The organism is Pseudarthrobacter sp. NPDC080039 (assembly GCF_040702335.1).
GTDB lineage: Bacteria > Actinomycetota > Actinomycetes > Actinomycetales > Micrococcaceae > Arthrobacter > Arthrobacter enclensis_A.
In genome coordinates, this window is sequence record NZ_JBFBKY010000009.1 from 93,225 (window position 1) to 112,966 (window position 19,742).

The 19,742-nt window shown below is 65.3% G+C and carries 19 protein-coding genes and 1 pseudogene; 10 read left to right on the forward strand and 10 right to left on the reverse strand.

The features are described from left to right. Positions 1-141: 141 nt before the first annotated feature. Positions 142-726 carry an orotate phosphoribosyltransferase gene (pyrE, locus tag AB0313_RS12350; protein WP_174237614.1) on the reverse strand — a complete coding sequence of 195 codons (585 nt, stop codon included), beginning with the start codon at positions 724-726 and terminating at the stop codon, positions 142-144. 48 nt (positions 727-774) lie between these two features. Next, positions 775-2,034, reverse strand: a pseudogene (locus tag AB0313_RS12355) (FAD-dependent oxidoreductase); the annotation flags it as partial. Positions 2,035-2,109: 75 nt separating this feature from the next. Between AB0313_RS12355 and nadE the strand changes: the two are divergent. Further along, entirely contained in the window at positions 2,110-2,964 is an 855-nt protein-coding gene (gene nadE, locus AB0313_RS12360; protein WP_366305792.1) for an ammonia-dependent NAD(+) synthetase, read from the forward strand. A gap of 102 nt (positions 2,965-3,066) precedes the next feature. On the opposite strand, the gene AB0313_RS12365 is transcribed toward nadE, so the two are convergent. Continuing rightward, positions 3,067-3,864: an IclR family transcriptional regulator gene (locus tag AB0313_RS12365; RefSeq protein ID WP_307307579.1), complete on the reverse strand. Its 798-nt coding sequence runs from the start codon at positions 3,862-3,864 to the stop codon at positions 3,067-3,069. A 166-nt stretch (positions 3,865-4,030) separates the two neighbouring features. Between AB0313_RS12365 and AB0313_RS12370 the strand changes: the two genes are divergently transcribed. From AB0313_RS12370 to AB0313_RS12395, 6 genes are all read left to right on the forward strand, one after another. Then, positions 4,031-4,747 carry a CoA transferase subunit A gene (locus AB0313_RS12370; protein ID WP_366305794.1) on the forward strand — a complete coding sequence of 239 codons (717 nt, stop codon included), beginning with the start codon at positions 4,031-4,033 and terminating at the stop codon, positions 4,745-4,747. A 75-nt stretch (positions 4,748-4,822) separates the two neighbouring features. Beyond that, entirely contained in the window at positions 4,823-6,262 is a 1,440-nt protein-coding gene (locus AB0313_RS12375; RefSeq protein WP_366305796.1) for a TIGR00366 family protein, read from the forward strand. Between the two features lie 29 nt (positions 6,263-6,291). Beyond that, on the forward strand, positions 6,292-6,963 hold the full coding sequence (locus AB0313_RS12380; RefSeq protein WP_366305798.1) for a CoA transferase subunit B: 672 nt from the start codon (positions 6,292-6,294) through the stop codon (positions 6,961-6,963). Then, positions 6,960-8,153 (forward strand): acetyl-CoA acetyltransferase, encoded by a 1,194-nt coding sequence (locus AB0313_RS12385; RefSeq protein ID WP_366305800.1) that lies wholly within the window; start codon positions 6,960-6,962, stop codon positions 8,151-8,153. The genes AB0313_RS12380 and AB0313_RS12385 overlap by 4 nt, the downstream gene beginning before the upstream one ends. Before the next feature lie 263 nt (positions 8,154-8,416). Further along, positions 8,417-8,620 (forward strand): cold-shock protein, encoded by a 204-nt coding sequence (locus AB0313_RS12390; protein ID WP_009357211.1) that lies wholly within the window; start codon positions 8,417-8,419, stop codon positions 8,618-8,620. A 123-nt stretch (positions 8,621-8,743) separates the two neighbouring features. Continuing rightward, on the forward strand, positions 8,744-9,079 hold the full coding sequence (locus AB0313_RS12395) for a hypothetical protein (RefSeq protein WP_141943996.1): 336 nt from the start codon (positions 8,744-8,746) through the stop codon (positions 9,077-9,079). A 151-nt stretch (positions 9,080-9,230) separates the two neighbouring features. On the opposite strand, the gene AB0313_RS12400 is transcribed toward AB0313_RS12395, so the two are convergent. Together AB0313_RS12400 and AB0313_RS12405 are read right to left on the reverse strand one after the other, a co-directional pair. Then, positions 9,231-10,007: an enoyl-CoA hydratase gene (locus tag AB0313_RS12400; RefSeq protein WP_141943998.1), complete on the reverse strand. Its 777-nt coding sequence runs from the start codon at positions 10,005-10,007 to the stop codon at positions 9,231-9,233. Next, positions 10,004-11,125, reverse strand: a complete 1,122-nt coding sequence (locus AB0313_RS12405) for an enoyl-CoA hydratase/isomerase family protein (RefSeq protein ID WP_366305803.1) — start codon at positions 11,123-11,125, stop codon at positions 10,004-10,006. The genes AB0313_RS12400 and AB0313_RS12405 overlap by 4 nt, the downstream gene beginning before the upstream one ends. Before the next feature lie 163 nt (positions 11,126-11,288). Between AB0313_RS12405 and AB0313_RS12410 the strand changes: the two genes are divergently transcribed. Beyond that, positions 11,289-12,095, forward strand: coding sequence for an exodeoxyribonuclease III (locus tag AB0313_RS12410; RefSeq protein ID WP_141944002.1), 807 nt, complete (start codon positions 11,289-11,291; stop codon positions 12,093-12,095). A 34-nt stretch (positions 12,096-12,129) separates the two neighbouring features. Then, positions 12,130-13,020: a hypothetical protein gene (locus AB0313_RS12415; RefSeq protein ID WP_366305805.1), complete on the forward strand. Its 891-nt coding sequence runs from the start codon at positions 12,130-12,132 to the stop codon at positions 13,018-13,020. A 75-nt stretch (positions 13,021-13,095) separates the two neighbouring features. Here AB0313_RS12415 and AB0313_RS12420 read toward each other — a convergent pair whose 3' ends face one another. The 5 genes from AB0313_RS12420 to AB0313_RS12440 all read right to left on the reverse strand — a co-directional run bounded on the left by AB0313_RS12420 (position 13,096) and on the right by AB0313_RS12440 (position 17,770). Continuing rightward, entirely contained in the window at positions 13,096-14,148 is a 1,053-nt protein-coding gene (locus AB0313_RS12420) for a LacI family DNA-binding transcriptional regulator (RefSeq protein ID WP_366305807.1), read from the reverse strand. 146 nt (positions 14,149-14,294) lie between these two features. Next, positions 14,295-14,543, reverse strand: coding sequence for a hypothetical protein (locus AB0313_RS12425; RefSeq protein WP_141944009.1), 249 nt, complete (start codon positions 14,541-14,543; stop codon positions 14,295-14,297). Beyond that, complete coding sequence (locus tag AB0313_RS12430; RefSeq protein ID WP_141944010.1) at positions 14,540-15,439, reverse strand: carbohydrate ABC transporter permease; 900 nt, start codon at positions 15,437-15,439, stop codon at positions 14,540-14,542. The genes AB0313_RS12425 and AB0313_RS12430 overlap by 4 nt, the downstream gene beginning before the upstream one ends. Next, positions 15,436-16,473, reverse strand: coding sequence for a sugar ABC transporter permease (locus AB0313_RS12435; protein ID WP_141944012.1), 1,038 nt, complete (start codon positions 16,471-16,473; stop codon positions 15,436-15,438). Before AB0313_RS12435 ends, AB0313_RS12430 begins: the two co-directional genes overlap by 4 nt. A 7-nt stretch (positions 16,474-16,480) precedes the next feature. After that, entirely contained in the window at positions 16,481-17,770 is a 1,290-nt protein-coding gene (locus AB0313_RS12440) for an ABC transporter substrate-binding protein (RefSeq protein WP_366305810.1), read from the reverse strand. A gap of 140 nt (positions 17,771-17,910) precedes the next feature. Here AB0313_RS12440 and AB0313_RS12445 point away from each other — a divergent pair, with 140 nt between their 5' ends. Continuing rightward, positions 17,911-19,719, forward strand: a complete 1,809-nt coding sequence (locus AB0313_RS12445; protein ID WP_366305812.1) for a glycoside hydrolase family 13 protein — start codon at positions 17,911-17,913, stop codon at positions 19,717-19,719. The last annotated feature ends 23 nt before the right edge of the window (positions 19,720-19,742 follow it).

Sequence of the window (19,742 nt, forward strand, 5' to 3'; positions counted from 1 at the left end):
GCTCAAGGGCTGTTCTGGGGGGAGCAAGGTACACGGTCTCCAAGTGCTGAACGGGTTATTCCTATGATATGGCAGCCTTGAACGATCGACCAGCAGCAGGCCACCGGCGCGGACCGGGCGGTTGAACGGGCCGCGCTTGAATCAGGAGAGTCCCAGCTCGTCCTTGCCGAACGCGAAGAGGTAGGGGACGCCGGTTTCGGCTTCGATTTTTTCCTTGGCTCCGGTGTCGCGGTCCACGATCACGGCCACGGCCACTACGTTGCCGCCGGCTTTGCGGACGCCCTCGACTGCCGTCAGCGCTGAACCGCCGGTAGTGGACGTGTCCTCCAGGACCAGCACCTTGCGGCCCTCAACAGACGGGCCCTCCACCTGGCGGCCCATGCCGTAGGACTTCTGGACTTTCCGGACCACAAAGGCATCGACCGCCCGGCCCGCGTCCGCGGCCGCGTGCATGACGGCGGTGCCCACAGGGTCAGCACCCATGGTCAGGCCTCCGGCGCACTCGAAGTCGATCCCGGCGTCGTCCGCCAGTGCCAGCATTACCTGGCCGACCAGCTTGGACGCCTCGTGATGCAGGGTGATGCGGCGCAGGTCGATGTAATAATCGGCCTCCGCCCCGCTGGAGAGGATCACCTTGCCGCGGACCACGGCAAGTTCCTTAATCAGTTCGAGCAGTCGGGCGCGGGCAGCTGCGGTGTCTGCCGCAGTGTCTGTGGGCGAAGTCATGGGCTCAAGTTTAGTGGGCGGGGTGACCGCCAACGGGCGGGCAAAGCCCGGCGCGTGCTCGGGGCGTGGTCCCAACGCGATAACGCGGGGCAGGAGGCGCCTGATGACTGGATTGTGGCGCAGGATGAAGAAGATCGTGCGCTGGACTGGGAAGCGGCTCCGGCCGCCGTCCTGCCCCTTCCCGGCGAGCATCTCCCCCGAGAGCGTGCCTGCGAAGAGCGGAACGAAGATAACCCGGTGCATGATGCGCTGCACGGCTTGCACCACCAAGGTGGGCATGCGGCGGCGGCGCTGGACCGCTGCAAGGGTGCGGAGCCGCACTCGTCCACGACGTAGGTCCGGGGCCAGCCGTTCCGCGGCTGCCACAGCGTCCTGGATGGCCATATTGATACCCACACCGCCGGCCGGGGACATCGCGTGCGCGGCGTCCCCGATGCAAAGGAATCCGTCCACGTACCAGCGCCGCAGGCGGTTCAGTTTGACGTCCAGCCAGTGCAGGTCGTCCACGCTGCGGATCGAATCAACGCGGTCGGCGAGGTCCGGGCGCAGTGCCGCCACGCGCTGCCGGAACCACTCCACGCCCTTGGCGCGGATGGCCGCGTCCGAGCCTTTGGGGGCAAGGTAGCCCATTTGGTAGTAGTGGGTCCTGTTGAGGGCGATCATGGCGTCGCGGTCCCCCAGCGAGGGGACCACACCGGCTACCTCCCCCTGTTCCGAAAGGTGGCGGGGGAGCCTGAACCACCACGTATCGAAAGGCACCGGATATTCCTTGGTCCGCATGCCCGCTGCGCGCCGCAGCACCGAGTGCCGGCCGTCGGCAGCCACTACGACGTCGGCATGCAGCACCTGGTCACGGTACCCGCCGTCGGCCCGGTAGCGCACCCCGGTGACGCGGCCGCCGTCGAACTCCAGCCCCGTGGCTTCGCTTTCCATGAGCAGCGAAAACGTCGGTTCCTTTGCTGCGGCCGCGGCAAGGAAATCCAGGAAGTCCCACTGCGGCATCATGGCCACGTAGTTGTACGGCGGCTTCAGCGAGTCGAAGGCCGCGAGGGTGACCAGGCCGGCACCGGGGACGGGGACCGCGACGTTGCTGAGCCTGCTTTGCGGCAGGGAGCGGAAGCCGGCGCCCAGGCCGAGTTCGTCCATCAACCGGATGGTGGATGCATGCACGGTGTCGCCACGGAAATCCCGCAGGAAGTCGGGGTGCTTCTCCAGGACGGTCACGCGCACCCCTGCCCGTGCCAGCAGCAGGCCCAGCATCATTCCCGCCGGGCCCCCGCCCACCACGGCACACCCCGTGCGCTCCATGCAATTACCGTACGCCGCGCAGGTCCCTGCCGGAACAGTTGAGGGTTGTTGACAGCGCTGGCTAGGCTGGACCACATGCGCGAACTCCAGGCCAAAATCATTGAAGAAATGGGCGTGCAGCCCCGGATCGACCCTGCAGGGGAGGTGCGCAAGCGCGTCACGTTCCTCAAGGAGTACCTGAAGGCCACCCACACCAAGGGCTTTGTCCTGGGCATCTCGGGCGGCCTGGATTCATCCCTGGCCGGCAGGCTCGCGCAGCTGGCAGTGGACGAGCTTGAGGCCGAGGGCGTGGAGGCCAATTTCGTGGCCGTCCGACTGCCCTACGGCGTGCAGCATGACGAGGAAGACGCGCAGGCGGCCCTGGACTTCATCAAGGCCAAAACGGAGTGGACGTTCAACATTTCGGCCGCTGTGGACGGCTTCGAGGAGGAGTTCGAAAAGACCGTGGGCTCGGAAATCTCCGACTTCCACAAGGGCAACACCAAGGCCCGCACCCGCATGATCGCCCAGTATGCCCTCGCGGGTGAGCACAACTATCTGGTGGTCGGCACGGACCACGGCGCGGAGTCCGTGACCGGCTTCTTCACGAAGTACGGCGACGGCGGCGCGGACATCCTGCCCCTGTTCGGCCTCAACAAGCGGCAGAACCGTGCCCTGCTGGCCGAGCTCGGCGCCCCCGCGCGCGTCTGGGAGAAGGTTCCCACGGCGGACCTGCTGGACGACCGGCCGGGCCGCACGGATGAGGACGAACTTGGCCTCAGCTACGACCAGATCGACGACTACCTTGAGGGCCGGGACGTTCCGGACGCCGTGGCCGAGTCGATCGAACAGAAGTACCTCCGGACCCGCCACAAGCGCACCGTGCCGGTGACCATCTTCGACACGTGGTGGAAGGCCCAGGGTCCGGAGGAGCCCCGCGCGGGGCTGTAGGCAGCCCCCACTTTTAGGAGTACGACGGCGGGTCGCACCGGGCAGGCGTGGAAACCGCCCAGCGGTCCCGCCGTCGTTGCGGGTGGCCTAAGCCCGTGAGGTTCAGCGCCTGCGCCGCCCGCCGTCCCCTCCCCCACCGAGCTGCTGCGTGATCCGGTGCGCCTCCGCCATCAGTAGTCCGCCCAGTTCCTCCTGCCGTGCGGGCTTGAAGCGTGGTTCGATGCCGGTGAGGGACAACGCCCAGGCGGGCTTCCCGGAACGGTCGAACACGGCGGCGCCCATCCCCCAGCTTCCCTCCAGGACCAGTCCGGGGTTTACGGAGTAGCCGGCCAGCCGGGTGCGGGCCAGGTTGTCCCGCACCAGCTGCGGGGTGTGGTTCACGGCGAAGCTGCCGGCATGGTCATCCCAGCGGCCCAGCAGCTCCTCCTGCTCGCTTTTGGGCAGGAAGGCCAGGATTGCGGTTCCGGCAGAGGCGACCCCAAGGGGGAACCGTACGCCCTCGTGCAGGACAAACGACCGGACAGGGAAACTTCCTTCTTCGCGCAGCAGGCACACGGTCTGGGCGCCGCGGCGGATGGAGAAGAAGGCGCTCTCACCCGTTGCCTCTGCCAGCCGCCTGAGGCTGGGCCGCGCGATGTCCTCCAAGGGAAAGCGCGCCGATGCGACCGATCCCATCAACAGCACCTCGGGGCCCAGGACCCAGTTGCCCGTGACGGGGTCGTGGTCCAGCAGGCCCTCCGCGGCAAGGGAGGTCAGGAGCCGGTGGACCGTGGGACGGGTAAGTCCCGATTCCCGGACCAGGCGCATCAGGGGCATCCCCTCGGCACTGCGGCCCACCAACCGCAGCAGTCCTGAAATCCGCGCAACCACCTGGGCGCCCTGAACGGGGGCGGCAGCCATAGAGCCTCCTCGTGTCCACAATATGGATACTTCGTATCCTGGTGTCCATACTGTACGACAATCCGGTGTGATTCTTGACACTCGTCGCCTGCCGCCCGTAGTCTCCAAACTCAGATCCCAGCCGTCCACTAAGTGGACGCGCGTCCGTGCTCAACGAGGAGACGTCATGAAGAAACTCCAGGCTTCTGCCGCCGCGGCCTTGGAAGGGGCCCTCCAGGACGGCATCACCGTCGCCGTGGGCGGGTTTGGCCTCAGCGGCATTCCTGCCGACCTGATCGAAGCCCTCCGTGACTCCGGCGTCCGGGACCTCACCGTGGTCTCCAACAACATGGGCGTGGACGGCAAGGGGCTGGGCGTCCTGATCGAGGCAGGCCAGGTGCGCAAGGTGATCGCCTCCTACGTAGGCGAGAACAAGCTGTTCGCGGAGCAGTACCTCGCCGGCAAGCTGGAGGTGGAGTTCACCCCGCAGGGCACCCTTGCAGAGCGGCTTCGCGCCGGCGGCGCCGGTATTCCTGCCTTCTACACCAAGACCGGGGTGGGGACGCTGGTTGCCGAAGGCAAGCCGCATGAGGTATTCGACGGCGAAACGTACGTCCGGGAGCGGGCCATCCGCGCCGACGTCGCACTGGTCCACGCCCACACGGCGGATACGGACGGCAACCTCATCTACCGCTACACTGCCCGGAACTTCAACCCGGTGGTGGCCACCGCAGGAGTCCTGACCGTCGCCGAGGCGGAAGTCATCGTGGAGCCCGGCCAACTGGATCCCAACCACATCGTTACCCCAGGCGTCTTTGTCCAGCGGCTGGTCCAGGCAACGGACCGGGTCAAGGACATCGAGCAGCGGACCGTCCGGCAGCGCGCCGGCCTTGTCCCTGCCTAAACCAGGGCCGCCCCAGCTGCAACCGCTCCCGCTGCCGCCTATTGACGCCCACTACTCAATGGAGAGATACACCTCATGACCACCGTGCAGTTGAACAGCCAGGACGTCCGCCAGAAAGGGTTGGCCCGGATGGCAGAAAAGCTGGCGGGGTGGACGCAGAAGTGGTTCCCGGACGCCTACATTTTTGCTTTGGCAGGTGTGCTGCTGGTGGCCATTGCCGCCCTGGCCATCGGAGCGTCGCCCAAGGCCGTGGTGGACTCGTTCGGCAATGGGTTCTGGGACCTCACCGCCTTCACCCTGCAGATGGCCATGGTGGTGCTCACCGGCTATGTGGTGGCGACATCACCGCCGGTCGCCCGGCTGATCGAGCGGCTGGCGCAGGTACCCACCTCCGCCCGCTCCGCCGTCAGCTTCGTGGCCGTCCTCTCCATGTCGGTGTCCTTCGTCAACTGGGGGCTGAGCCTGATCTTTGGCGGCCTGCTGGCGCGCGCCATAGCGCGCCGCAAGGACCTCCACGTCGACTACCGGGCCCTCGGCGCAGCGGCCTTCATGGGGCTGGGCGCCGTCTGGGCCCTGGGAATGTCCTCCTCCGCGGCCCAGCTGCAGGCCACCAAAGCTTCCATCCCCCCGGCGCTGCTGAAGATCACCGGCGTCCTGGACTTCGGGACCACCGTCTTCACCTGGCAGTCCCTGCTGACCTTGGCCATCCTGATGCTTCTCACCACGGTCATCGCCCATTTCTCAGCCCCCACGGGAGGCTCGGTGAAGACGGCGGCCGATCTCGGCGTCGACCTCGACGACCAGCCTGAACCGCCTGCTGAAAAGTCCCGGCCGGGCGAATGGCTTGAATACAGCCGGGTCCTGCCCGTCCTGGGCGGGGTGCTGACCCTGGGCTGGCTGGTGTCCCAGCTGCTGACCCTGCCCATCCTGAGCGTGGTCAGTTCGCTGAACGGATACCTGCTGGTGTTCCTGATGCTGGGGCTGGTGCTGCATGGAACACCGCGCAAGTTCCTTCAATCAGTCACCAAAGCCGTGCCCGCCACGGCCGGAATCCTGGTCCAGTTCCCGCTCTACGCTGCAATGGCCGCCATCCTGACCAAGGCCACCGGGGCCGGCGGCCTCTCGGTGTCGGAGCACTTGGCCCACTTCTTCACCAGCATCGGCGGCAACGGGGCGTTCGCCGTCATCATCGCCATCTACACCGCCATCCTGGGCATGTTCGTACCCTCCGGCGGCGGTAAGTGGCTGGTGGAGGCGCCGTACGTCATGCAGTCCGCTACGGACGTCAACATGAACCTGGGCTGGACCGTACAGATCTACAACATGGCCGAGGCACTGCCCAACCTCGTCAACCCTTTCTTCATGCTCCCCCTGCTGGCGGTGCTGGGCCTGCGCGCCCGGGACCTGGTGGGCTTCACGTTCCAGCAGTTCCTGTTCCACCTGCCGGTGGTCCTGCTGCTGGCGTGGCTGCTGGGCATGACGTTCGAGTTTATGCCGCCGGTCATACCCAACTGAGTACAGCTAAAGAGATCAAGGAGAACCCCATGGGATGGACCAGGGATGAAATGGCTGCCATCGCGGCCGAGGAACTGAACGACGGCGACTACGTGAACCTTGGGATCGGCATCCCCACGCTGGTGGCCAACAACCTGCCCGAGGGCGTGCGGGTGGTCCTGCAGAGCGAGAACGGCCTGCTGGGCATGGGTCCCTTCCCGTACGAGGGCGAGGAGGACGCGGATCTCATCAACGCGGGCAAGCAGACCGTCACGGTCCTGCCCGGCGGAAGCATCTTCGACTCCGCCACCTCGTTCGGGATGATCCGGGGCGGACACGTCAAGGTGGCTATCCTGGGCGCCATGCAGGTGTCCGGCAACGGCGACCTGGCCAACTGGACCATCCCGGGCAAGATGGTCAAGGGCATGGGGGGTGCCATGGACCTGGTGGCCGGCACACCACGTGTTGTGGTCCTCACCGAGCACAACGCCAAGGACGGCACCGCCAAGATCGTGCGCGAATGCACGCTGCCCTTGACCGGGCTCAGCTGCGTGGACCGGATCATCACCGACCTCGCCGTCTTTGACCTGGTGAAGGACGACGACGGCGGGCGGCAGCTCACGCTGACCCGCCTGGCGCCGGGGGTCACCGAAGAGGAGATCCGGGAAAAAACTGAAGCGGACTTCGACGTCCGGCTCGAGAATGAGGAAGTGGCAGCATGAGCCTCAAAGACCAGTTCGGCAAGGACGTACTGATCACCGGCTGGGGACACAGCAGGTTCGGCAAGCTCGCCGACGACACCCTGGAATCCCTGATCGTGCAGGTGGCCACGGACGCCATCAGCACCGCAGGCATCGAGCCGGGCCAGATCGATGAGATCTACGTTGGCCAGTTCAACTCCGGCATGATGCCGCTGGCCTTCCCGTCCTCGCTGGCACTGCAGGTCTCACCGGACCTGGGCAACGTCCCGTCCACCCGCGTGGAGAACGCCTGCGCCTCGGGTTCGGCCGCTTTCCAGCAGGGCACCAAGTCGCTGCTGGCGGGGACGGCAAAGACCGTCCTGGTGATCGGCGCCGAAAAGATGACCCATGCCGGAACGGACGTAGTGGGTGCCGGGCTCCTGGGCGCGGACTACGACATGGCCGGCAAGCCCTCCACGACGGGATTCACGGGTCTTTTCGCCGAGGTGGCCAAGCACTACGCCAAGCGGTACGACGCCGCTGGCAGCCTCGGTGATGTGCTGGGCACGATCGCTGCCAAGAACCACCGCAATGGCGTGGACAACCCTTACGCACAGCTCCGCAGGGACCTGGGCGAGGAGTTCTGCCGGACGGTCTCGGACAAGAACCCCATGGTGGCCGATCCGCTGCGCCGCACGGACTGTTCCCCCGTCTCCGACGGTGCTGCCGCCGTCGTGCTGTCCACGTCGGCCACTGGTGGAAGCGCCTCCCCCGTCCGGCTCGCGGGCTTTGGACACGCCAACGACTTTTTCCCCGCGGCGCGCAGGGACCCCACCGCTTTCGAGGCCACCCGGGTCTCGTGGCAGCGCGCCCTGGCGATGGCCGGCGTCGGGCTAGAAGACCTGGACCTGGCCGAAGTCCACGACTGCTTCACCATTGCCGAGCTGCTGATGTACGAGGCCATGGGCCTGACCGAACCGGGCCAAGGCGCCAGGGCCCTCGAGGAGGGCTGGGTCTTGAAGGACGGCAAGCTGCCGGTCAACGTCTCCGGCGGCCTCAAGTCCAAGGGCCACCCAGTGGGGGCTACGGGCGTGTCCCAGCACGTCCTGGCAGCCATGCAGCTCACCGGCACCGCAGGAGAGATGCAGCTGGCCGCTCCCCGGCGGGCAGCAGTGCAGAACATGGGTGGCGTGGGGATCGCCAACTACGTCAGCGTGCTTGAAGCTGTCTGAGCAACTGCCGGCTCCAAAGTGCCCCGCGCCGCCGTCGTGGGGCACTTTGGAGCTGCCCGCGGCCGTTTGCGCAGATGACGACGGCGTGTCCGCGCCAAGGTGCCCCGGGACGGCAGGATGTCGCCCCGGGTCAGCGCTTTATCGCGGCTACCCTTGCACCCGGGGCTTCCGCCCCGTACGTTGGGGACTGTGGGGGATTAACTCCCGCGCACTCCGGGACGATCCCCGGGGAGAGAATCAGAGTCACATGAAGGAATGCAGCCATGGCAACAGGCACAGTTAAATGGTTCAACGCCGAAAAGGGTTTTGGCTTCATTGCCCCCGATGACGGGTCCGCTGACGTTTTCGCCCACTACTCGGCAATCGCCACCAGCGGCTACCGCTCACTGGACGAGAACCAGAAGGTCGAATTCGATGTGACCCAGGGTCCCAAGGGCCCGCAGGCAGAGAACATCCGCCCGCTCTAAGTCTTCGGCGGCCTCCGGCAACTGCCGGGACCCCATTCCAGCGGCCCCTCCACCATAGGTGGAGGGGCCGCTGTTTTTATGCCCCCTGCACCGTTCGGTGGTTCCGTTTGGGATAATTGATCCATGACGGGACACGACCAGGACAGGGACCCGTGGGAGGAGTTTGATGCCCTCGGCCCCGCCGCCCCGGACCGCGTGCCCGGCCAGCCGGGCGGGGAGCCATACGGCTTCGGCTTCCGGACCGGGGTGCGCAGCGCCCGGGTTGCCGTTGGCTTCGCCATCTACGCACTGGCACTGGGAACCATCCTCGCCCTGACCGGTTGCATCGTCTTCATCACCCGGCAGCAGTGGCTGCTGATGGGCCTCATGCTGTTGTTTGAGGCGGTCTTTGTCTTCGCGTTTACGCGGCTCGTGGCCCAGGCCAGGCACCGTGTTCCGCGCGACCGGCATGCCAGGTAGTCCCCACTGGAGACCCGCCGTGCAGCCGGCCGTCAGCGGATGGCGAACACGATGAAGAGGTTCAAGGCCCCTTGCTCCACCCTGCGGGCCTGACCACGCGCGCCACGCCAGCCCGGCAGGGCAGGGCGGGGCAGAGAAGAGGCTCCCGTACCTACCGGTGCTTGAACTCAGGCTGGCGCTTCTGCGCGAACGCGGCCATGCCTTCCTTCTGGTCCTCAGTGGCAAACAGGGAGTGGAACAGCCGCCGCTCGAAAATCACTCCCTGCGCCAACCCCGTTTCGAACGCAGCGTTGACGGCCTCTTTCGCTGCCATCGCCGCGGGCTTGGATTTTCCGGCGATTACACCGGCCACCTCCAGTGCCTGCGACACCACATCCGCCGCCGGAACCACCCGGGAGACCAGCCCGCAGCGCTCGGCTTCCTCCGCGTCAATGAACCTTCCCGTGAGGATCATGTCCATGGCCTTGGCCTTGCCCACGGCCCGGGTGAGCCGCTGTGAACCGCCCATCCCAGGCAGCACGGCGAGGTTGATCTCCGGCTGGCCGAATTTCGCGTTGTCGCCCGCGATGATGATGTCGCACATCATGGCCAGTTCGCAGCCGCCGCCCAGGGCAAACCCGGACACGGCCGCGATGGTGGGGATGCGCAGGCGGGTAAAGTCTTCCCAGCCCCGGAACCAGTCCGTGGTGTACATGTCCATGTAGCCCTGGTCCGCCATCTCCTTGATGTCGGCACCCGCTGCAAAAGCCTTGCCCGAGCCCGTGACCACCACCGCGCCCACGCCCGGATCGGAATCCATGGCGGTGACCGCGGCCACCAACTCCTCCATGGTGGCCTTGTTCAGCGCATTCAATGCCGAGGGCCGGTTCAGCGTCACCAGCCCTACCCTGCCCTGCTGCTCCACCAGGATGTTGGCGTACTCCGTCATTCGGGGCTCCCGTCGTCGTGTGCTGTTGTAGTTGGTCGCAGGTCCGGTTCCCCGCCGTCCAGCGGCCGGAAGAACCTGTCCACCTGCATGGGGGTAACCTCGGCCAGGTTGGCAGGTTTCCACTGCGGGTTCCTGTCCTTGTCCACCACCTGGGCACGGATTCCTTCGCGGAAATCAGGTCCGGACAGGAAGCGGATCCCCGTCCGGTACTCCTGGGCCAGGGCTTCGTCCAGGGTCAGGTTCGCGGCCCGGCGCAGGGCCGCCAGGGTGACCTTGATCGAGGTGGGCGACTTGGCTTCTATCGTGTCGGCCGCTTCCGTGGCATCTTCCCGGCCGGGCCCGGTCCAGGCCCGGAGCCGGGCAACGATTTCCTCCGCATCGTCGCAGGCGTAGCAGGCATCGATCCAGTCCCGCTGCCCCGCCAATACCGAGGCAGGAGGCTCGTCAGAGTAACGGGCGACGGCGGCTTCCGGGCTTTCATCTTCCAGCGCCGCCACCAGGCTGGGCAGCACGTGGGACGGCACGAAGTGGTCGGCGAGGCCGAGGAACAAGGCGTCCCCCGCATCCAGGTGCGCACCGGTCAAGGCGGCGTGCGTCCCTGTTTCGCCTGGTGCGTGAGACAGCAGGAACGTCCCGCCGACGTCGGGGGCGAACCCAATGGTGGTCTCCGGCATCCCCATCCTGGTCCGTTCCGTGACAACGCGGACGCTGCCATGCGCGGAGATGCCGACGCCCCCGCCTAGAACCAAGCCGTCCATCAAAGCGACATACGGCTTTGGGTACCGGGAAATCAGCGAATTCATGCGGTATTCGGTCTGCCAGAAATCAGCGGTCGCGTTCCCACCGTGCAGCATGTCCCGGTAGATCGCCACGATGTCTCCGCCGGCGCACAGGCCCCGCTCCCCGGCGCCCTGCACCAGGACGGTGGCCACGACGTCGTCGTCTGTCCATGCAATCAGCTGCCGCAGCAGAAGATCGACCATTCCTGCTGTGAGCGCATTGACCGCCCTCGGCCGGTTCAGGGTAATCACGCCCAAGCGGCCGCGGCGTTCAAAAAGAACCTCCGCACTTCCGCTCTCAGCCGTGCTGTCCGTAGTGGTGCCCTTGGCTGCGGTCATCTGCTGGAGCGCTCCTTTGCATGGTGGCCGGACGAGTGATCCAGGTCATTCTGTTGCGAATATACCCGTCTCCACCGTTCGCAAACGAACGGCACCGGGAACGGCGGGCCGATGCCGTCGAAGGCTTTACCCGCCGTGCGGCTGCCAAGGTAAGTTAGGAACCGTGAAGATAGCTACCTGGAATGTGAACTCGCTCCGAGCCCGCGCCGACCGCGTTGAAGCGTGGCTCCAGCGCAGCGACTGCGATGTCCTTGCCATCCAGGAGACCAAGTGCAAGGACGAGAACTTCCCCTGGGAGCTCTTTGAACGCATGGGCTACGAGGTGGCCCACTTCGGAGTCAACCAGTGGAACGGTGTGGCCATCGCCTCCCGTGTGGGGCTTGAGGACGTGGAGCGGACCTTCCTTGACCAGCCTTCGTTCGGCAAGGCCGGCAAGGATCCCGTCCAGGAGGCCCGTGCCATGGCCGCCACCTGCGCCGGCATCCGCATTTGGAGTCTCTACGTTCCCAACGGCCGCTCCCTCGACGACGAGCACATGCCGTACAAGCTCAAGTGGTTGGAGAGCCTGAAGACGCACGCCCAGGCACTGGTTACGGAGAACCCACAGGCGCAGGTGGCGTTGATGGGCGACTGGAACATCGCACCGTTCGATGACGACGTCTGGGACATCGACCTGTTCATCAACAACCGGTCAACGCACGTCAGCCCGCCGGAACGTGAGGCGTTCCATGCCTTCGAAGCGGCCGGCTACACGGACGTGGTGCGCCCCTACACGCCTGGCCCCGGTGTCTACACCTACTGGGACTACACCCAGCTGCGGTTCCCCAAAAAGGAAGGCATGCGGATCGACTTCGTCCTGGCTTCCCCCGCCCTGGCCGCGCGCGTCACCGGCGCCGCGATCGACCGCGAGGAACGCAAGGGCAAAGGCGCCTCCGACCACGCCCCCGTACTTGTGGAACTGGCGGACTAATGACGTCACCCTGGACCCTTGCAAGGAGACCGTCATGACGGGAAACCTCTACCGGGGCCAGGCCGGCCTGCCTTTCTCCTCCACCCTCCGCGTCTACGAACCCCTGGAAGCCTTCCCGGAGGAACAACGCCCGGCCATCCAGGCAGCGGGGGCGCAGGCAGTCTCGCGCGCCGCCGTCGAAAACGCTGAACTGCTGGCGTCGCTGGGCCGCATCACCCGCACTGGCGGGGACCCGTTCCCGACGGGACGCACCGATCTGGTGCGGGTCACCACCCTCCCGGCGCCGGAAGGTGGAGCGGCCGACGACGCTGCTGACGCCGACGCCGGACCCGTCCTGCTGTATTGCCCCAGCCAGCTGGTCCTTCGCGCCGGTTTGGCGGCCAACGCCCTCATGGAGGGCATCCACGGCCCGCTCGCCGAGCTGTTGATCCCTGAAGAGCAGCGTGACCGGCACCAGGAACGCATCGACCTGGTGAAGGCCCGCGACGGCTCCATCAGGGTCCACACGCGGGCTTCCACCTGGGGCATCCCCTTCAGCTGGTTCTCGCTGTTCATGGAATCCGACCGCAAGGACGTGGTGGAAGCCAACGGCCGAATCCTCACCGTCCGGGTCTGGGCGACCATCACCGACGCCCTGGAGCGGGCCCGCTATGCCGTGGCCAACCTTGCCCTGGCCGCCCCGGACCTGGACATGCTCGATGACCTGGCGCAACTGACCGAATGGCTCGAATCGTTCCACGTGAACTCCATGGTGGAGCTGGACTACGGCGCCGTGGCAGACAAGGTATACCCCGACGAGTCACCCATGGACATCAGGCTGGGTATCGAATGCCTGGCAGAGGGGGACATGACTGGCGCGGCCGCTGCCTATCGCCGGCTTGCCTCCCGCTGGATTCCCATCCGCCAGCTCGCGCGCGCGTCCTGACGGGCGACGGCTCCCCGCAGATCCAGTTCCGGGCCCCTTCTCACGTGTTCGCTGCTGACGGGGAACTGGAGCGAGTCAACTGCTGGGCGGGGCGGTGGACTCCCGGACGATCAGGTGGTGCGGGGCAACGGTCGTCTGCACCGCACCATGGGATCCAGCGAGTTCATCAAGGAGCATCCGTGTCCCCTGCTGGCCCTGCTCCACCGGGTCCTGGGCGACAGTGGTGAGGCCCATTGCCTCGGAGAACTCATGGTTATCTATGCCGATGATGGAAAGATCTTCGGGGACCCGCACTCCCTTGCGCCGTGCCTGGAGCATGGCGCCAATGGCCATTTCATCGGAGGCGCAGAGTATGGCAGTAGGCTTCGGCCCGGGTTTTCCCCACAGGGCGTCAAAACCTTCCTGGCCACTCCGTACGGTGAAATTGCCGAAGATGTCCCACTCCGGCGGCATTATGGACCCGGCCTTCGCCATCGTTTCCACGAAGCCTTCCACACGGAGGCGGGGAACGGTGAAGTTCAGGTCGGAATCGTCCTGGCCATGCAGGAGTGCCACCTTACGATGTCCCAGCCCAATCAAGTGTGAAGTGGCGTCTGCTGCCGCTGCATAGTCGTCGATCCCGATGCTGGGGCAGTCCTCGACCGGGCCCCCGACGATGATCAACGGGATGTCAATGCGCTGCAGGTCCTCAATTTCCTCATGGGTAAGCGACATACACAGGACGAGCAGCGCGTCGATCTGCTTGTAGACCATTGTCTTGCTGAAAAGGCGTTCCCGTGCGCCGCGCTGGCCGCCCAGGTTGAAGAGGGAGAGGTTGTAGCCGCGCTGGTGGAGTTCGCGGTCCACGCCTTCGATGGCCTTGAAGAAGAACCACCGGTCCACGTATGGTGCCAGCACGCCCACGGTCCTGGTCCGGCCCGTGGCAAGCCCCGAGGCCGAGGAAGACGCCACATACCCCAGGTTTCCGGCGACCTCCAAAATCTTTTCCCTGGTGGCGGGCGAAACCCGGGGCAACCCGCGTACGGCCCGGGAAACAGTGGCCGTTGAGACTCCGGCGGCTGCGGCTACATCCTCAATGCTGACGCCGTTATGGCCGCCCCGTTGAGACCTTTCAGTTGTGCGTGCCACCGTGTCCCCTTTTCAACTCCTTTTCGACGTAGGGCCGGCTGGCCCTGCGTTCACCCCCAAACCCTGCATTTTCCCATCCGATGCCCTGGCAGTGATAACCGGGCAGGCAGGGGCGCAGCAGCGGGGTGACGCTTCGGCCCGTGTTCCTACCTGCGGGCGGGAAGTTTACGGCGCAGGCGCACCATGCCGTAGAGCGCCAGCAGCGTGGCCAACAGGCCCAGGGCCCAGCCGAGGGCGGACTGGGCAGTGACTTCCATCCACACTGTGACCACGAGGAGGACGAGTGCCCAAAACGCCAGGAAACCAATGATGATGTCGAAGTCCTCGCCCGACCGGACAAGCCTGCTGCGGTTTCCCGCCCCCGGTGTGCGGGGGCGGGAACCGTTGTCCGTCACTTGACTGCACCTGCTGTGAGGCCGGCGACAATCTTGCGCTGAAATACCAGCACCAGGATCACCAGCGGAATGGTGACGATGGTGCCTGCGGCCATGATGGCCGTGTAAGGAATCTGGTTGGGCTGCGCGCCGGCGAAGTTGGCGATGGCCACGGTAACAGGCTGCGTTTTGTCGCTGGACAGCTGGCTTGCAATGAGGAATTCATTCCACGAGGAGATGAACGCCAGGATTGCCGTTGTGAAGATTGCCGGTGCCGCCAGCGGCATGATGACCTTGCGGAAGGCCTGCCCCTGGGTACAGCCGTCAACCCTGGCCGATTCCTCGAGCTCCCACGGCATTTCCCGGAAGAACGAGGTCATGGTGTAGACCGTCAGCGGGAGCACGAAGGAGATGTTCGGGATGATCAGGGCCTGGTATGTGCCCATCCAGCCGATGTTGGTGAACAGCTGGAAGAGCGGGGTGATCAGGGCAACACCGGGGAACATAGAGGCTCCGAGGATGAAGCCGAGCACCAGGAACTTGCCCTTGAAGTTCAGCCGGGCCAGGGCGTATGCGGCGAACACACCGATCAGCAGGGAAACAACCGTCACCACGCCACCGATGAACACGCTGTTCAGCAGCGCCTGGCCGAAATGGTTCCCGAACGATTCGTCAAAAGCGGTGGTGAAGTTGTCCAGGGTGACATGGGTCGGCAGGATTGACGTGTCGTAGGTGAAGCCCACCTCACGGAATGCCGTGACCACCATCCAATAGGCAGGTGCCAAACACCAGAGCAGGATGATCGCAGCACTGAGGTACGTGCGGCCCTGCGCCCACTTTTCACGGTTCTGCGCCGCCTTGCGGCCCTTGTCCTGCCGGGCACGCAGTGCTGATGCGTCGGCTGTTGCCGTGGTCATTTCTTCCCCTTTCCTGTGGCGCCGCTCTGCTCAACCACGTTTGCCCCGAGGAAGCGGACAAAGATGAAGGCGACAAGGAAGATGATGATGAAGGTGATTGTGGAGAGGGCTGCGGCCGCGTTGAAACCTTGCCTGATCTGATTGATGACCAGGATGGACAGCGTGGTGGTGTTATTGGCCCCCCCGGTCAGGATGTACGGCAGGTCGAACATGCGCAGGGCATCCAGGGTCCGGAAGAGGATTGCCACCATCAGGGCCGGCTTGACCAGCGGCAGGGTGATCAGGCGGAACCGCTGCCAGGCAGTGGTCCCATCCACTTTGGCGGCTTCATAGACGTCCGCGGGAATCATCTGCAGGCCTGCCAGGATCAGCAGCGCCATGAACGGCGTGGTCTTCCAGACGTCGGCGATGATCACCGCCCATTTGGCCGGCCACTCGCTGCCCGTCCACAGGATGCTGGCATTGAACAGCTTGTTGGCTATCCCCTCGAAGGCGAAGATGAAGAACCAAAGCTTGGCGGTGACAGCCGTAGGGATGGCCCACGGCACGAGAACAGCGGCGCGGACGAGGCTCCGGCCGCGGAACTCGCGAGCCATGATCATGGCCATCCAGAAACCCAGGACAGTTTCCAGCGCCACAGTGACCACAGTGAAGAAGAACGTGGTGGCGGTGGCGGACCAGAACTGGCCGCCAAGGGTGCCCGGCGGGCAGGCGACGGTTCCGCCGCCGGGAGCCGAGCACTGCTGCGCCAGCCAGTTCACGTAGTTCTGGATGCCCGCCGGGCCGCCAGCCGTGAACAGGCCGGTGGCCGGGTCCAGGCCGGCGTCTTTCTGGAAGGACATGACGATGGCGCTGACGATCGGGTAAACAATGACAACGGCCAAAGCGATGATGGTAGGGGCGAGCAGCCAGGACGCCCAGCGGCCCTGGCTGGCGATCCTGTTGTCCTCCCCCACACCCTTGGGGGCGTGATGGACGGGGGTACCGCCCGACGCCGGTGCCTTGACCGGCGTCGGGCCTAGTTCGGTTGCCATGGCAGAACTACGATCCCGCACCGGCGGATTCGATGGACTTCTGCATGTCAGAAAGTGCGGTTTCCACTGGCTTTTCTCCCTTGATAGCGGAGTAGGCGTTCTCTTGGATTGCCTTGGTGACAGCCGGGTAGAAAGGCGTTACGGGACGCGGAACAGCGTTCTGGATGGACGTCTTCAGAACCGGCAGGTACGGCAGCTTGGCGACGAGTTCCTGGTCCTCGTACAGCGATCCGAGGACCGGAGCCAAGGAGCCCTGCGTAGCGTAGAACTTCTCGGATTCCGCCGAGGTCATGAACTTCATGAAGTCCAGCGCAGTGGCCTTGTTCTTGGAGTACACGCTGGTGGCAAGGTTGTGGCCGCCGAGCGAGGAGGCACCGGGGCCATCTTTGCCCGGAAGCGCCGCCAGCCCTGTCTTGTCCTTGACGGCGGAAGAACCTTCAGTGGTCATCAGGTTGAAGGCGTAAGGCCAGTTGCGCAGGAACAGGAGCTTACCGCTCTGGAATGCCTGCCGGCTGTCCTCCTCTTTGTAGGTGATGGCTTCCTTGGGGATGTTGCCGTCCGCGTAGGCCTTCGCCAGGTTCCCGAGGCCGGCCTTGGCCTCGGGGGTGTTCAGGCTGGGCTTTCCGTCCTTGTCGAGGACTGAGCCGCCCGCGGAGTTGATGGCCTCGGAAGCGTTCACGGTGAGGCCCTCGTACTTGCTGAACTGGCCCGCATAGCATCCAATGTTGTTCTGCTTGGCGATGGAGCACATGCTCATCATCTCGTCCCAGGTCTTGGGCGGGTTGGGCACCAGGTCCTTCCTGTAGTACAGGATGCCGCCGTCAGAGGTCTGCGGGGCCGCGTACAGGGTCCCCTTGTAGGTTGCGCTGTCCACGGTTGGCTTCAGCATTGCGCTGGTGTCGATCGCCATCTTGTCCTTCAGCGGCTGCAGCCAGCCCTTGGCTGCGAACTCGGCGGTCCAGACGACGTCCACATCCACCACGTCGTAGTCGGACTGCTTGGCCTGGAAATGCTGGACAAGGTCGTCGTGCTGCTGGTCGGCCTGATCGGTCTGTTCCTTGAAGGTGACCTTTTCATTCGGGTGGGCAGCATTCCACTTATCCACCAGGGGGCGGACCACGTTGCTGTTGTCCTTGCCCTGTACATACGTGATGGGGCCGCGGCCGTCGAGGTTGGCGTCGGCGTCGCTGCCACCACCGCCCGTGGTGCCCCCTCCACCTCCGCCGCCGCAGGCGGACAACGTAAGGGCCAGAATGCCGGCAGTGGCAGCCGGAAGCAGGAATCTCGGGGTTTTCATTAGCTTGAAGCTCCTCGCTGAGTGACAAGTAAGTCGACAGTGCGTTTGCTAGGTGAGGTTGATGTGGTGACCATCACACTAGTAACGTTGCTGTCGGGAATGCAAGCGTTTACATCAAAAAGTTATCAGAGGGGAACCAAATGCCCGACCCGACCGTTCCAGCGCCCCGTCACACGCCCTCTGCCTGGTGGGCCGATGCCGTGGTCTACCAGGTCTATCCCCGATCCTTCGCGGACGGCAACGGCGACGGAATGGGCGATCTCCGGGGCGTCACGGACCGGCTCCCCTACCTTGAACAGCTCGGCGTGGACGCTGTCTGGCTGTCGCCGTTCTACAAGTCTCCGCAGGCCGACGGCGGGTATGACGTAGCGGACTACAGGCAGGTCGACCCCCTTTTTGGTTCCCTGGCGGACTTCGACGCGATGTTGCAGGAGGCTCACCGCCGCGGCCTGAAAGTCATCGTGGACTTGGTTCCCAACCACACCTCGGACGAGCATCAGTGGTTCCGCGAAGCACTGATGGCAGTCCCGGGGAGCCCGGAACGGGAACGGTACATCTTTAGGGACGGCAAGGACCAGGTGCCGGGAACCGGCGACGGAAAGAGAGCGCCCAACAACTGGAAGTCAGTGTTTGGGGGGCCGGCGTGGAGCCGGGTAACTGAGGCCGAAGGATCACCCGGCCAGTGGTACCTGCACCTCTTCGACACCAAACAGCCGGACCTCAACTGGGACAATCCGGACGTCCAGGAGGAGATGCGCTCGGTGCTGCGGTTCTGGCTTGACCGCGGGGCGGACGGCTTCCGCGTGGACGTTGCCCACGGACTGGTCAAGGAGCCGGGACTTCCGGATTGGGAAGGTGTGGCGGCGATGGTGGAGGGGACTTCCGTTCCGGGGCGGGAAAGCCACCGTCCGGGGGACGCGCCAGGCGCCCATACGGACGCCGAAGAACCACACAGGGCAGTTTCACCGATGTATCCGCCGTCGCCTTTCTTCGACCAGGACGGGGTGCACGCCATCTACCGTGACTGGAACCGCGTCCTGGCCGAATACGGTGGGGATCGAATGATGGTGGCGGAAGCCTGGGTGGAACCCGCCGAGCGCCTGGCACGCTACGTCCGCCCCGATGAGATGCAGCAGGCGTTCAACTTCGATTTCCTGCTGGCCGGCTGGGACGCAGAACGCATGGCTGATGCCATTGACGCGTCGCTGGCAGCGGCAGCATCAGTAGGGGCTCCGTGCACCTGGGTGCTTAGCAACCACGACACAGTGCGCCACACCACCCGGTTCGGCCTGAAGGACCCCACCACTTTCCCCAAGGGCATCGGCCCCGGGGACGAACAACCCGATGCCGCCCTTGGCCTTGCGCGGGCGCGTGCGGCCACACTGGTGGCACTGGCACTGCCTGGCTCCGCATACCTGTACCAGGGCGAGGAACTGGGCCTTCCGGAGCACACAACCCTTCCCGCCTCAGCCAGGCAGGACCCGACATTTTTCCGAACCAACGGTGCAGAGATTGGCCGTGACGGCTGCCGGGTCCCCCTGCCGTGGGCCGCTGGGCAGCCTGGTTTTGGTTTCTCCGGGGCTGTTTCCGCGGAGGCTCCCGCACCGTGGCTGCCCCAGCCGGAAAGCTTCGGTCCTTTGGCAGCGGACCAGCAGGACGGCGAGGAGGGTTCGACGCTGGAGCTCTACCGTGCTGCCCTGGCGTTCAGGTCAGCCAGGCACTTGGGCAGCGGCAGCGTGGAATGGACCGACGAACACGCCCCGGAGAGCGGACTGCTCGCCTTCCGGAACGGGGATGTGGTGGTGCTGTCCAACATGGGCTTTGCTTCCGCCCCCGTGCCGGACGGCTATGCCGTAGTCCTTTCCAGCGGTCCGGAGCCGGCCGGCGACTGGGCCGCCATGCAGGAGGTACCCGTGGACTGCACGGTATACCTGCAGAGCAGGCGGTAACCGCAGGAGCGGGGCGGAAGCCC

Bases quoted from the DNA above. Each gene is read 5' to 3' on its own strand.
- AB0313_RS12365 (WP_307307579.1), bottom strand. From the start codon at position 3,864: ATGGCTGCCGCCCCCGTTCAGGGCGCCCAGGTGGTTGCGCGGATTTCA.
- AB0313_RS12375 (WP_366305796.1), top strand. From the start codon at position 4,823: ATGACCACCGTGCAGTTGAACAGCCAGGACGTCCGCCAGAAAGGGTTG.
- AB0313_RS12370 (WP_366305794.1), top strand. From the start codon at position 4,031: ATGAAGAAACTCCAGGCTTCTGCCGCCGCGGCCTTGGAAGGGGCCCTC.
- AB0313_RS12430 (WP_141944010.1), bottom strand. From the start codon at position 15,439: ATGACCACGGCAACAGCCGACGCATCAGCACTGCGTGCCCGGCAGGAC.
- AB0313_RS12380 (WP_366305798.1), top strand. From the start codon at position 6,292: ATGGGATGGACCAGGGATGAAATGGCTGCCATCGCGGCCGAGGAACTG.
- pyrE (WP_174237614.1), bottom strand. From the start codon at position 726: ATGACTTCGCCCACAGACACTGCGGCAGACACCGCAGCTGCCCGCGCC.
- AB0313_RS12400 (WP_141943998.1), bottom strand. From the start codon at position 10,007: ATGACGGAGTACGCCAACATCCTGGTGGAGCAGCAGGGCAGGGTAGGG.
- AB0313_RS12440 (WP_366305810.1), bottom strand. From the start codon at position 17,770: ATGAAAACCCCGAGATTCCTGCTTCCGGCTGCCACTGCCGGCATTCTG.
- AB0313_RS12395 (WP_141943996.1), top strand. From the start codon at position 8,744: ATGACGGGACACGACCAGGACAGGGACCCGTGGGAGGAGTTTGATGCC.
- AB0313_RS12415 (WP_366305805.1), top strand. From the start codon at position 12,130: ATGACGGGAAACCTCTACCGGGGCCAGGCCGGCCTGCCTTTCTCCTCC.
- AB0313_RS12405 (WP_366305803.1), bottom strand. From the start codon at position 11,125: ATGACCGCAGCCAAGGGCACCACTACGGACAGCACGGCTGAGAGCGGA.
- nadE (WP_366305792.1), top strand. From the start codon at position 2,110: ATGCGCGAACTCCAGGCCAAAATCATTGAAGAAATGGGCGTGCAGCCC.
- AB0313_RS12390 (WP_009357211.1), top strand. From the start codon at position 8,417: ATGGCAACAGGCACAGTTAAATGGTTCAACGCCGAAAAGGGTTTTGGC.
- AB0313_RS12435 (WP_141944012.1), bottom strand. From the start codon at position 16,473: ATGGCAACCGAACTAGGCCCGACGCCGGTCAAGGCACCGGCGTCGGGC.
- AB0313_RS12445 (WP_366305812.1), top strand. From the start codon at position 17,911: ATGCCCGACCCGACCGTTCCAGCGCCCCGTCACACGCCCTCTGCCTGG.
- AB0313_RS12385 (WP_366305800.1), top strand. From the start codon at position 6,960: ATGAGCCTCAAAGACCAGTTCGGCAAGGACGTACTGATCACCGGCTGG.